This window comes from Mesorhizobium sp. M0011 (genome assembly GCF_040324155.1).
GTDB lineage: Bacteria > Pseudomonadota > Alphaproteobacteria > Rhizobiales > Rhizobiaceae > Mesorhizobium.
Genome location: NZ_JAMYVQ010000002.1, coordinates 182,202 through 194,350, shown reverse-complemented (window position 1 = coordinate 194,350; position 12,149 = coordinate 182,202). Strand labels below are relative to the sequence as shown.

Annotated in this window: 11 protein-coding genes; 8 read left to right on the top strand and 3 right to left on the bottom strand. The window is 61.3% G+C overall.

Features of this window, described 5'->3' with window-relative positions:
* Positions 1-62 precede the first annotated feature (62 nt).
* Together NKK51_RS03295 and NKK51_RS03290 are read left to right on the top strand one after the other, a co-directional pair.
* Complete coding sequence (locus NKK51_RS03295; protein ID WP_023811572.1) at positions 63-344, top strand: type II toxin-antitoxin system ParD family antitoxin; 282 nt, start codon at positions 63-65, stop codon at positions 342-344.
* Between the two features lie 20 nt (positions 345-364).
* Positions 365-640: a type II toxin-antitoxin system RelE/ParE family toxin gene (locus NKK51_RS03290; protein WP_348625591.1), complete on the top strand. Its 276-nt coding sequence runs from the start codon at positions 365-367 to the stop codon at positions 638-640.
* Between the two features lie 49 nt (positions 641-689).
* On the opposite strand, the gene NKK51_RS03285 is transcribed toward NKK51_RS03290, so the two are convergent.
* Entirely contained in the window at positions 690-1,466 is a 777-nt protein-coding gene (locus tag NKK51_RS03285) for a helix-turn-helix transcriptional regulator (protein ID WP_352551164.1), read from the bottom strand.
* Positions 1,467-1,578: 112 nt separating this feature from the next.
* On the opposite strand from NKK51_RS03285, the gene NKK51_RS03280 reads away from it, so the two are divergent.
* From NKK51_RS03280 to NKK51_RS03260, 5 genes are all read left to right on the top strand, one after another.
* Positions 1,579-3,738 carry a hydantoinase/oxoprolinase family protein gene (locus NKK51_RS03280; RefSeq protein WP_352551162.1) on the top strand — a complete coding sequence of 720 codons (2,160 nt, stop codon included), beginning with the start codon at positions 1,579-1,581 and terminating at the stop codon, positions 3,736-3,738.
* Between the two features lie 13 nt (positions 3,739-3,751).
* Positions 3,752-5,956, top strand: coding sequence for a hydantoinase B/oxoprolinase family protein (locus NKK51_RS03275; RefSeq protein WP_352551161.1), 2,205 nt, complete (start codon positions 3,752-3,754; stop codon positions 5,954-5,956).
* Complete coding sequence (locus NKK51_RS03270) at positions 5,953-6,447, top strand: acetone carboxylase subunit gamma (RefSeq protein WP_352551160.1); 495 nt, start codon at positions 5,953-5,955, stop codon at positions 6,445-6,447. The genes NKK51_RS03275 and NKK51_RS03270 overlap by 4 nt, the downstream gene beginning before the upstream one ends.
* Positions 6,448-6,504: 57 nt before the next feature.
* Positions 6,505-7,332, top strand: coding sequence for an SDR family NAD(P)-dependent oxidoreductase (locus tag NKK51_RS03265; RefSeq protein WP_352551158.1), 828 nt, complete (start codon positions 6,505-6,507; stop codon positions 7,330-7,332).
* A gap of 201 nt (positions 7,333-7,533) precedes the next feature.
* Entirely contained in the window at positions 7,534-8,847 is a 1,314-nt protein-coding gene (locus tag NKK51_RS03260; RefSeq protein WP_127289871.1) for an O-antigen ligase family protein, read from the top strand.
* A 356-nt stretch (positions 8,848-9,203) separates the two neighbouring features.
* Here NKK51_RS03260 and NKK51_RS03255 read toward each other — a convergent pair whose 3' ends face one another.
* Positions 9,204-10,469, bottom strand: coding sequence for a polysaccharide biosynthesis/export family protein (locus NKK51_RS03255; protein ID WP_164892842.1), 1,266 nt, complete (start codon positions 10,467-10,469; stop codon positions 9,204-9,206).
* 100 nt (positions 10,470-10,569) lie between these two features.
* Positions 10,570-11,247: a sugar transferase gene (locus tag NKK51_RS03250; RefSeq protein ID WP_023811581.1), complete on the bottom strand. Its 678-nt coding sequence runs from the start codon at positions 11,245-11,247 to the stop codon at positions 10,570-10,572.
* A gap of 601 nt (positions 11,248-11,848) precedes the next feature.
* Here NKK51_RS03250 and NKK51_RS03245 point away from each other — a divergent pair.
* On the top strand, positions 11,849-12,124 hold the full coding sequence (locus NKK51_RS03245; RefSeq protein ID WP_023811582.1) for an exopolysaccharide production repressor protein: 276 nt from the start codon (positions 11,849-11,851) through the stop codon (positions 12,122-12,124).
* Positions 12,125-12,149: the final 25 nt, after the last annotated feature.

The following is a 12,149-nucleotide window of genomic DNA, read 5'->3' as shown; positions in this document are numbered from 1 at the left end:
AGATTTTCTAACGCTATTTGATATTGGTATGATATAATCACACCGACATTATAGGAGAAATCATGGCTGCCACCGAAAAGCGCACCTTCAGCCTGCCAACAGAGCAGGCTGCTTTCATCGACCGTCTCGTTGAATCAGGAACCTATGCGACCAGCAGTGAAGTGATCCGCGCCGGGCTTCGTGCCCTGCAAGAGCGCGACGCGGCCGTAGAGCGTTGGCTGCGCGAGGAAGTCGTGCCGACCTATGACAGATGGAAGGCAGACCCTTCCCGAGTTATCCCAGCCAACCAGGCTTTTGACGACATCCGCGCTCACCACGCCGCCCGCTTTAAGAGGGATGTGTGAAGCGCCGGCATATTGTTCTGTTGCCGGAAGCCCTAGCGGACTTAAGATGGATATACGACACCATCGAGATCGCCGCCGGCAACGTCACGGCCATACGCTATATCGAGCGTATCGAAGCCTACTGCCAGGGTCTCGACTACGCCTCGGAGCGCGGAACACGCCGTGACGATCTGCGGCCGGGGCTTCGGGTTGTCGGTTTTGAGCGCCGTGTAACGGTGACCTTTACCGTGGAATCCGACCAAGTGGTGATTTTCCGTGTGTTCTATGGCGGCGCCAATTGGGAGGATGAGCTCTAACCTGCAACGGGAAAAAGCGTAAACCGCCTAGCTGTCCGAACCCCGGCTGTCAGTCGACCAGATGCTGGAAGAACTGCAAAAACAATTCCCGCTCGGTGGTGATGTCGAGCTTCTCGTAGATACGCCGGCGGTGGTTCTTGACCGTGCCGACGGTGATGCCGAGGCGCTCGGCGATGTTCGCCGTCGGGTGGCCGGCGAGGATCAACTGGACCAGCTCCCGCTCGCGCAGCGACAGCTCCGGCCACAGGCTGGCCGGAATGGTCGGCTCCTGCCGGGGCGAGGCGCCGGGGCTGGTCGGTGCCGATGTGCGGGAGAATTCGGTTCCGCGCGCCTTGATGTCGAGCGCATGCAGCGCCTCGAACACCGGCAGCCGCTCGTCCAGCAGGGCGATCTCGCTGTCCTTGAAAGAAGCGGTCGAGCGATCGAGGAAGATGCCGAGGCACCAGTCACCGCCATCGGCCAGCATGATGCCGACCTCGTCGCAGATCTCCGACTGTGCCAGGAAGCCGGCAATGTACTGGCCGCGCTTGGCCTCGTCGTCGGCGAGCCGCTTCAGCGGCATGATGCCCAGCCTTCGCTCGCGCCGCCACGAGGCATAGAACGGGTCGAAGACGTAGTAGTTGTCGAGATAGCGCCGGACCATTTCATCCGAGAAGCGCCGGTGCTTGACGAATTCCGGCGTCTGCGTCGCCGAATAGCGCGTCACCGTGACGAGGTCGTGCTCGATGTCGGCGCCGATCAGGTCAATCAGGCAGTCGACATGCCTGTCGGTGCCGGTGGCGGCGATCGCTTTGGCGAGCGGCCCCCAGATATTGTCCATGCGCATGCCCTTTTCTCGGCGATGTCAGCCCAGCCGTCATTATGTCTTTAGGCATATGGCGCGAAGCCGCCTGTCGAATCTAGCCTAGCGTCAACCTAGACCAGATCCCGAGGCGACCGTGACCCAACCCAATCTCACCGCCCCCATCGTCGGCAATCCAATCGTCATCGGTATCGACGCCGGCGGCACCATGACCGACACGATCCTTGTCGATCAGGACGGCCACTTCAAGATCGGCAAGTCGGCGACCACGCCGAAGAACGAAGCCGAGGGCTTCCTCGCGTCTGCTGAGGACGCGGCGGATGCCTGGGGCATCTCGCTGGAATCATTGTTTTCCGGCGTCAACGTCGTGCTCTATTCCGGCACCGGCATGCTCAACACACTGTTGTCGCGCACCGGCCGCAGGCTCGGCCTGATCACCACCAAGGGCCTCGAGGACATGATCCTGATGGGCCGAGGGCTGCAGGCCTGGGCCGACTATTCCTACGCCGACCGGCTGCATGCGGTCACCCATCATCACCCCGATCCGCTGGTGCCGCGCCGCCGCACGCATGGCGTCACCGAGCGAATCGACCAGTTCGGCGACATCGTGCTGCCGCTCTACGAACACGAGGTCTCCATCGCCGCCAAAAAACTGATCGCCGACAAGGTCGAAGCGATCTGCATCATGACCATCTTCTCGCACGTCAATCCCGTGCACGAGAAGCGCATCGCCGAGATTTGCCGCGAAGAGGTGGAGGAGGCCGGCGCTGACATCATCGTCTACACCAGCCACGAGGTTCGTCCGGTCATCCGTGAGCAGTCACGGCTGAACTCGGTGCTGATCGAGGCCTACGCGACTTCGCGTGGCCGCAAGCAACTTAGGGGTATCGAGGACGTCTCGAAGAAATACGGCTTCAAGTATGGCGTGCAGACGCTGCTCTCCTTCGGCGGCCTGACCTCGATCAACCATCCGCGCCTGCATGAAACCATGATCTCCGGCCCGATCGGCGGCATTCTGGGCGCTGCCTATGTCGGCAAGCTGATCGGCAACGACTCACTGATCTGCTCGGATATGGGCGGCACCTCCTTCGACATGGGCGTCATCACGCGCGGCCAGACCCGGATCGAGAACGAGCCGCTGATGGACCGTTTCAAGCTCAACGTGCCGACGTTGCATCTCGACACGATCGGCGCCGGCGCCGGCATGATCCTCAAGGTCGACCCGCTGACCAAGAAAGTTTCGCTCGGGCCTGAAAGTGCGGGCGCCGATCCGGGTCCGATCTGCTTCGCCAGGGGCGGCACCGAACCGACCATCGCCGATTGCGACGCCATTCTCGGCCGGCTGAACCCGCACTATTTCCTTGGCGGCAAGGTCGTGCTGCAGGTCGAAAAGGCCCGCCGCGCCTTCCAGGAGAAATGCTCCGACATCCTTGGCGTCGGGCTGGAGGAAGCCGCCGAAGGCATGATCGACATGTTGGAGTCCGACGCCAACAACGCGTTGCGCCGGGTCATCTCGGGTCAAGGCATCCACCCCTCTGAGTTCACGCTGCTGTCCTATGGCGGCTCCGGCCCGTTGCATCTGGCCGGCTGCTCCAGGGGCATCGGCTTCAAGGACATCATCACCTTCCAGTTCGCGGCCGCCTTCTCCGCCTTCGGCTGCACCACGGCCGATTTCATGCGGCGTCATTCCGTCTCGACGCAGCACGACATCCCGTCACGCCCCGACGAGGCTACGCTGGCCGCCTTCGGCGCCAAGGTCACCACTGTCTGGGACGACCTGACCAGGGCCGCGGTCGACGAGATGATCGCCGACGGCCATGCCAGGGAGAAGATCAGGACCGTGCCGTTCCTGATGATGCGCTACACCGGCCAGCTCGAGGACGTCGAGGTCATGGCGCCGCTTGCCAAGGTCGATTCGGCCGACGAGATGCGCAGGGTTCTCGACGAGTTCGAGGCGGTCTATGCCAAGGTCAACCATCGCGTGTCGCGCTATGGCGAAGCCGGCTTCACCATCACCGAACTCGGGCTGATCGCCACCGCTGACAAGGTCAAGCCGGTGCTGCTCAAGCGACCCCTCGGCGCTTCCAATCCTGCTTCCGCCCACAAGGGTGTGCGCGAGGCGTATATCGGTGGGCGCTGGCACAAGGCCAATCTCTACGAGATGGACCTTTTGCAGCCCGGCCATGAAGTCATCGGCCCGGCCATCATCGAACATCCCGCCACCACGCTCGTCGTTCATCCGCAGGACCGCGTCCATGTCGATGAATGGACGCTGCTGCACTACACCCACGCTTGAGAGGGCGACCGCCATGTTGGATAAACCTGCCTCGGCCCTGCGCCTCCGCGAAAGACTGCTCGATTCCGAGCAGCTGATGGAGGAAACCGGCTGCTATGACGGCATCACCGAACTGACGCTGCGCAACCAGGATCCGCTGAAATTCGAGACGCTGCACACCAAGCTGCGCGCCTATTGCGTCTCGGCCCGCGAAATGGCCCGCCGCATCTCGGCCTCGCCCGGCGTGCGCGAGGTCGGCGAAATGGTGGTCGCCATCTACACGCCCGAGGGCGACGCCATTGCGCTCTCCAACGGCATCATGGTGCATGTCCATACGATGAGCCGCTTCATCAAATGGATGATCAAAAACGGCTACGAGGACAACCCTCGCATCCGCGAAGGCGACATCTTCGCCAACAACGATGCCTTCATAGGCACCGTGCAGGTGCCCGACGTCATGGACGTCGTGCCGATCTTCCATGAAGGCACGCTGGTCGGCTGGGCCGGCGCTGTCTGCCACGAGCTGGAAGCCGGCGGCATCACGCCGGGCGGTGACGTGTGTCTCGCGCAGGAGCGCTTCACCGAAGGCCTGTTCGTCTGCGCCGAGAAGATCGGCGAGAATGACGAGATCCGCCGCGACTACGTCATCCGCTGCGAACGTAATCTGCGCATGCCGATCTACTGGGTGCTGGACGAAAAGGCCAAGGTCGCCTCCTGCATCGACATGCGCGAAAGCGTCAAGCAGCTGATCTCGGAGATCGGCCTAGACTACTGGATGAAGGTCTCGAAGGAGTTCATCGAGGAAGGCCGCCGCGCCCAGCTCGCCCGCGCCCGCCAGCTTACCGTGCCCGGCATCTATCGCGGCCACACTTTTTACGGCCATGTCACGGCGGGAAAGCCCGGCTTCCAGCTGCTCGGCGATCCCGACTGGCTCTATAATATCCCGATCGAGATGGAGATCACCACCGACGGCAAGATCACCATGGACTTCGAGGGCACGCAGCCCTGGGGCTACCATTCGATGAACTGCACGCCGGCCGGCATGGATGGCGGCATGTTCGTGACGCTGACCCAGCACATGAATTTCGAAGGGCTGGTCAATGACGGCGCCTGGATGGCAACCGAACTGAAACTGCCGCACGGGACCTGGACCAACCCCGACAACGAGATGGTGGCGACCGCCACCTCGTGGGCGCTGCTGCTGCCAGCCTATGGCGTCTTCCAGCGCCTGCTGTCGCGCGGCTTCATCGCCCGCGGCTTCGTCGAGGAGGCCTTTGTCGGCCAGGTCAACAGTCCTATGATCGAAATGGGTGGCGAGAGCCAGTACGGCACGCCGTTCGGCATGGCCCATTTTGAATGCGCCGCCGCCGGCTCCGGCGCGCTCGCCATCAAGGATGGTCTCGACACCGCCTATGTCGGCTGGAACCCGGAATCCGACATGGGCAACATCGAGGTCTGGGAACAGTCGATGCCGATGGTCTATATCGGCCGCTCGATCGTGCCGAATTCCGGCGGTGCCGGCAAATATCGCGGCGGCTGTTCCTTCGTCTCGACCTGGCTGATCAACAAGACCTCGCATCTGCGGCTCCACACCTCCGAGCACTCCTCGCGTGTGTTCGACAACGCCGGCATGTGCGGCGGCTATCCGGCGCCGACCTGCCAGAAGCATCGCGCGGTGCGCAACTCAGACATTCACGAACTCGCCGCAAAAGGCGAACCGCTGGCGCATGCGCCCGGCATCGATCCGCATGTCTCCGACTACGAGCGGAACATCGGTGGCGACCATGTCGTGGTCGAGGGCCCCTACATCACCTCGCCGCACAAGTCCGGCGACATCTTCAGCCATTCCTACAATGGCGGCGGCGGTTACGGCGACGTTCTGGAGCGCGATCCGATCAAGACGGCCTGGGATGTCGAGAACGGCTTTCTCACCCGGCAAGCGGCGGACCAGGTGTTCGGCATCGTGCTGAAGGACGATGAGGACGGTTATCCCATCGCCGATATCGACGCCACGGTCGAGCGCCGCGCCGCCATGCGCAAGCAGCGTCTGGCGAAAGCAGTACCGGTGGCGGATTGGATCGCCAAGGAGCGCGGCCGCGTCAAAAAGGCCGATTTCGCCCCCGAGGTGAAGAAAATGTACGCCAGCGCGATCAAGCTGTCGCCGCGCTTCACCAGCGAATTCAGCGAGTTCTGGAACGTCGATGCCAGATCGATCTTCATGCCGGGAGCAAAACCATGACCTCGTACAGCAAGGAAGTCCTGGGCGATCTGGCGGCAGGCAAGCTGCCCTGGCCACAGACAAGGCGGATCATGAGTGCCTACAAGGACGATGACCGTTTCTTCAAGATGGTTGCCGTCTATCAGGATCGCGTTGCCTGGAAGGACCCGATCCTGCTGCCGGTCTCGGACCATCTGTTCATCTGCCAGAGCGGCGATGAGCGGATAACCCGCTGCGAATGCGGCCACTCCTTCGGCGACTATCGCAAGAACTGGAAGCTCAAGGCTGCGATCAACGTGCGCAACACCGAGGAGGCGCTGCGCGAAATCTATCCCAACAGTGATCTCCCCGATCCCGAATGGATGGAAATCCGCGAGTTCATCTGTCCTGAGTGCGGCACGCTGCACGAGGTGGAAGCGGCGGCACCTGGTTATCCCATAGTCCACGATTTCGAGCCCGACCTCGAAGGCTTCTATCGCGAATGGCTGGGCAAACCGCTTGCGCCGGTGTGATTGCCAAATCCGGTCAGGCCTGATTGCCTGTCCGGAACGCAGCGGAGACCGTGCGCCATGAAGAACCTTTCCGGCCGCAGTGCCATCGTCACCGGCGGTTTCTCGGGCATGGGCTTTGCCATTGCCACGGCTTTGGCTGAAGCCGGCGCCAATGTCGCCGTCGGCTCCTACATCGCGCCGTCCGGCGCCGACAGGTCCGACGCCGCTTACTATCCCGGCGCGGACGAAATCGAGCGCGTGCATGCGGCCCTTGCCGCCCACGGAACGAGGGTTCACGCCGCTCATCTCGACGTGCGCGACAGCGACGTCACCAATCGGTTCGCGGCTGACGCCGAGGCGGCAATCGGCCCCGCCGACATCCTGGTCAATGCCGCTGGGACGACCGCGGAGCAGCCGGTCTGCGGTCATCCCGATGCGTTATGGGACAAGATCGTCGATACCAACCTGACGGGCGCCTTCCGCGTCACGCGTGCGGTACTGCCGGGCATGATCGAACGCGGCTGGGGCCGCATCGTCAACATCGGCTCAACCGCCGCCTCGGTCGGCTGGAAGGACAACCCAGCCTACTGCGCGTCCAAGGCCGGCCTTCTCGGCCTCACACGCTGCGTGGCGCTGGAAGGGGCAGCGCATGGCGTCACCTGTGTCATGATCAGCCCGACCTGGGTCGAGACCGAACTGATGCGCCGCAATGTGGCGCAGGTCGTCGAGCGCGAAGGCAAGGGGCGCACCGCTGAGGAAGCGATGGCCGAGATCGCCAAAGGCAACCCGCAGCAGCGCATGCTGCAGCCGCAGGAGATTGCGGCTCTGGCGGTATTCCTGTGCTCGGATCTCGCCAAGGGCATCACCATGGAGAACATCCAGATCACCGGCGGAGCGCTTTGGTAGCGTCTCGGACGCGCAACCAGCCGATCTCTCCGCAGATGCCTCGCTGTAAGACAAGGTGACCGGATTTGCCATTGAGCGCCGGGCGCAATAGGTTATATTGCACTGCACAATGGAGACGCCGTTTATTGCAGGCCCATATTTGCGAAGATTCCGGCCGGCTCATGGCTTGCCGGCCCTGGGTCGTGTCGGCGGGACTCTGAGATGAAGATTCCAAAGTCCCTGCTGATCGATCCCGAGAAGAATTCGGTCTATGGCGCCTTTGCCGTAGTCGTCTCGATCTGGGCGTTTTCCTATTCGGTCATTTTCGGCCAGGTGCTGATCCTGGCCTACTATGCGGTCTGGCTTCCGCTCATCCTGGTCGACTACCGGCGGTTTTTGCGACATCTGTCCAGCGCCTGGCTGCCGCTGCTGTTTGCGGCCTATGTCTGCTTCTCGGTTTTCTGGTCGCAGGCTCCCGGCGTCACCGCAAGGACGTCGGTCCAATATTTTTCCCATATTGCCTGCGCCTACATAGCTGCGCGCACCGTCAGCGTGCGCACGTTGACCATAGGGGCGCTGGTCGGGATATTCGTCGTCCTTCTCTATTCTGTGAAGGTCGGGAATTATTCCGAGGATGTCCTCGACGGCACCGTGAACTTCGTCGGCGCCTTCGCCTCCAAGAATCAGATCGGCTTTGTCGGCTCGCTTGGCATCTATTTCTGCGTTGTCTTCCTTGCATTCTACAGACGCGGCCGGCTGAGCTTCATACTGGCGGTGCCCGTCGTGCTGCTGTCGGCCTATGTACTGGTCGCCTCGCATTCCGCCACCTCGATGGCCTCGATACCCGCGGTTCTGGCGCTGGTGGCGCTTCTTGCGATGAGCAAACTTCTGTCACGCCGCTATCGCCGGGTCATCTTCCTGATCGGCGCCGGCCTGCTGGTCGTGACGGCCTTCGTCGCCTTGAATCTCGGGCTGATGGACTTCGTCCTCGGCCTCTTCGGCAAGGATTCGACGCTCACCGGGCGAACCTATCTTTGGGAGCAAGGCTGGAACACGGTGCAGAAATCGCCGATTCTCGGCGTCGGCTATGCCGCCTATTGGGTGCAGGGCTTCGCTGAAGCCGAGCGGCTGTGGAACGAATTCTACATCACCACCCGCACCGGCTTTCACTTCCACAACACCTACATCGAGGCCCTCGTCGAACTCGGCTTCGTCGGAGCGACGCTGGTGTCGCTGATCATGCTGCGCACGCTCTACGGCCACGTCTCGGCGGTGATCTTCAAGGCATGGCAGGCGGACTCGGTGATCCTTTTCGGCGTGATGGTGCTGCTGCTGATCCGCTCCTTCGTCGAGGTCGAGATTCTCAACCCCTACATCATGGGTTCTTTCCTGATGTATTTCAGCTTCTTTAAGCTGGCGCGGCTGCCCGTTACCCGCAGGCGGCGGTCGCCGCGTCCCGAGCCGGCTGACGCGGCCGGGGGCGAGGCTGACTGGCCTCGGCATGCCGGCCGTCCGGCGGTCGCCGATCAGGCGTGAGCTATCGTCTCGGGACCTGAAGTCGCGTCAATACAAATTCCCCTGATCGAAGGCTCAAGCAGGCCGGGCGCGAGGCGGGAAATCCATGCCTCCGCGAAATAGACTGAAACGCTGGATTGTCAGACTCGCGTGCTCCGAGCGACCAGGACGTCCGGCGCGCAGCTGTTACTGTCCAAAAGCCGTGCTCCAGAAGCGCCAGCGCGTCCGGCCGGCACTTCCAGTTACGGCGCCGCGAAAACCAATCTCAGAACGTGCAAATGGGAATATCCGCGGACCATCCGCTCACAGAAGGCGACGAGCGTATGAAGCGGTTCTGCATTTCTGTAAAATGATGAACCGCTCAGCGCTTAGCAAGTCTACTGGCTGGCCAGCGGCGCCAGCTTGACCTTGATCACATCGCCAGGCAGCACCGGGGTTTCTTCCTTGGCGGCTATCTCGGTGGTCTTGCCATCGAGATTGCGCACCAGTGAATAGAGCAGGGTAGGTTGCTGATCGTTTGTTATAGCGGCCGCCATCGCGGGATCGCTGGCCTGGGCTATCAGGCCTTTCTGCATGTTCACCTTCAACGCGGCCTCGTTCAGGTCGGCTTCGGTCTGCTGCCGGTCAGTGGCGAGACTTGAACTCAAGGTGTTCTGGGCATCGATAGCATCCTGCTTCGCCTTGCTGATCGCCTGCTTGGCGGTGAGGATGGCGGTTTCGTAGTCCAGGATCTTGCCCTGCAGGTCGGCCACGGACTGGCGCGAATCCAGCAGACGGGCATTGGCGATCAGGCCCTTTTGCGCCAGCGGACCGATACTGGCGAGTTGCTGCTGCGCCAGGTCGACCTGCTGCTGCTGATTGACGATCTTCTTCTGCAGCGATTCGATCTCGGACTCTAAGACACCTTTCAGATCGTCGAGCGCCTCGAGTTTCAGCTTCAACGCCTTTTGGTCGGCCGTCAGGATCGTCATCTCGTCCGCGACGATGGCTGGCAGCCTTGGATCGCCCTCGACTTCCTTCGGCACGTCGAAACTCGCCTTGCCGGCCATGTCCGCATCGATGCGGGCGCGCCTGACGATCAGTCGAATGCGCTGGTCGTCGGAGATGTCGAACATGCCCTTGGCGGTGACAAGGTCCTTGCCGAGCTGGGGGCCGTAATCGGCGTTGCGCCTGATGCCGCCCGCGACGCTGATCGCCTTCAACACCGTCAGGTCTGGGACATAAGGAAATTGACCTGGGTTCTGGACTTCGCCCGAAATGTAGAATGGCCTGAACTGCGCCATCTCGACCGAGGCTTCCGGTCGGTCTGACAAAGCGAGCTTTTTCTGCAAAGCCTCGCCGATCGCCGCCGCGATTTCGGACGTGGTCTTGCCGGATGCCGGCAACTCGCCGGCGAACGGCACCGACAGCGTACCGGATGGACCGACCGTGTACTCGCCATTCACCGCCGACCAGTCACGAAATGTGCCTTCGACGGTCTGCCATTCGGCGACGCGGATGGTGAGCTTGTCTTGCGAGCCGAGGCGATAGTCGCCGGCGGCGGCGATATGCGGGACGACGAGCGCCATGGCAAGGCATGTGGCCAGCAAACGCGCCCGCCGCAGCCGGCCGGAATCCGGGCCGCTGCGAAAGGCTTCGAACAAATCTGTTTTCAACTCAACGTTCCGATCCGCTATAGCCCCATCGCCCGATGAGCTTGCGTCGAATGGCCGATGCCAATGTCTGGCATTGGCCACCGGCCGGTCAGTAAGAACCGCGCGACATCCAGACGGCCGGGACGGTCTTGATGATGATGCGAACGTCCTCGAACAGCGACCAGTTCTCGACATAGTGGCGATCGAAGGCGACGCGGCTGTCATAGGACACATCGTTGCGGCCGCTGACTTGCCACAGGCCAGTCAGGCCCGGGCGGGATTTCAGGTAATAGACGGCGGACGTGCCATAGATCTCCAGCTCGTCGCGCACGACCGGACGAGGGCCGACAAGGCTCATGTCGCCCTGCAGGATGTTGATGATCTGCGGCAGCTCGTCGAGGCTGAGTTTCCTCAGCACTGCTCCGACACGGGTAACGCGCGGATCGTTCTTCAGCTTGCGGGTGGCGATCCATTCCGCGTTGGCGTCCGGGTTGGTGGCGAGATAGGTTGCCAATACCCTGTCGCCGTCCGGAACCATGGTGCGGAACTTCAGGCAAGGAAAAATCCGCCCGCCGCGTCCAATTCGCCTGTGACCGTAGAAAATCGAGCCGCCGTCGGAAAACTTGACCAGCAGCGCTATCATGACAAACAGCGGGCTGAGTGCGATCAATCCAATCAGTGAACCGGCGATATCGAAGCTGCGTTTGAGCAAGCCGCCGATCGGTGGCGGAAAATCGATGTCAGCCTGCGAAAAGCTCGCCGTGGCCGACTTGGCAACGTCCCTCATGCCGTAAACTCCATGCGTTGAACGAATGGTTCAGCGCACGATACCAAAAAAATGTTGCAGCGCAACACACAATTTACCACCCCATTGAAATAGTCACGTCATGAATTGACTAAATAATAAGCTTGTCATGCACAAATTTCGGCGTATTTAGCACATTTGTGACAATAAATGGGCACGGCCGAAAAAATAGGGGCCTTTGTGGGGCCGTTTTTAGGCAGACCTACCTATCTGTCAAGGCAAGCTGCAAACTAGTGCTTTATCCTGCCCTAATGCATGGTGAAAACCGTATAAAATACTACTTAATATTGTCTATCTTACTGAAAATGCCGAGGAGAGCAGATCGGCTTAGCTCCCGTCGCGTGCATTGCAGCATGGCAGAGTCGATCGCAAAAGCTCGATCAAAAATATCCGAAGTTGCCCTTGCCGCCTATTGCTCGCCTTAATAGAATTGCAAATTATACCTGTCACGGTGACGACAGGTGGAAAAGGCCGGAAGCAACCGGTCGAGAGTGGGCGACCTTAACAAGCCCACATGACAAGGGACGGCGCTCGGGTGGGGCAATCGTGATAAATACCCGAGCCGGTTTATGGGCTGTTGGGCATGGCACTTCCAAAATTCATCCTCGGGATGATTTTCGCTCTGGCGATCGTCGTCGGCTGGTCCTGGCTGGGCGGTGCGTCGATAGGCACGATATTGGTGCGCGTCATCATCTGCGCCGTGATCATTCAGGCCGGCTATTTCGTGCTCATCTACACCATGATCGCCAGGAGCGCTCCGACGCCTGCCGACATAGCCCGTGACGCCGAGCGCAAACTGAACGCACCAGAGGTCGCCGAAAGCGAGAAGCTGGGCGGTGCCAGGCGCGGCCTGCATTGATGCAGATTGCTCAAACCTGCCCCCG

What these genes read in the sequence shown, in the direction of transcription:
- NKK51_RS03265 (WP_352551158.1), top strand. Translation starts at nt 6,505, where the DNA reads ATGAAGAACCTTTCCGGCCGCAGTGCCATCGTCACCGGCGGTTTCTCG.
- NKK51_RS03270 (WP_352551160.1), top strand. Translation starts at nt 5,953, where the DNA reads ATGACCTCGTACAGCAAGGAAGTCCTGGGCGATCTGGCGGCAGGCAAG.
- NKK51_RS03275 (WP_352551161.1), top strand. Translation starts at nt 3,752, where the DNA reads ATGTTGGATAAACCTGCCTCGGCCCTGCGCCTCCGCGAAAGACTGCTC.
- NKK51_RS03295 (WP_023811572.1), top strand. Translation starts at nt 63, where the DNA reads ATGGCTGCCACCGAAAAGCGCACCTTCAGCCTGCCAACAGAGCAGGCT.
- NKK51_RS03245 (WP_023811582.1), top strand. Translation starts at nt 11,849, where the DNA reads ATGGCACTTCCAAAATTCATCCTCGGGATGATTTTCGCTCTGGCGATC.
- NKK51_RS03250 (WP_023811581.1), bottom strand. Translation starts at nt 11,247, where the DNA reads ATGAGGGACGTTGCCAAGTCGGCCACGGCGAGCTTTTCGCAGGCTGAC.
- NKK51_RS03260 (WP_127289871.1), top strand. Translation starts at nt 7,534, where the DNA reads ATGAAGATTCCAAAGTCCCTGCTGATCGATCCCGAGAAGAATTCGGTC.
- NKK51_RS03285 (WP_352551164.1), bottom strand. Translation starts at nt 1,466, where the DNA reads ATGCGCATGGACAATATCTGGGGGCCGCTCGCCAAAGCGATCGCCGCC.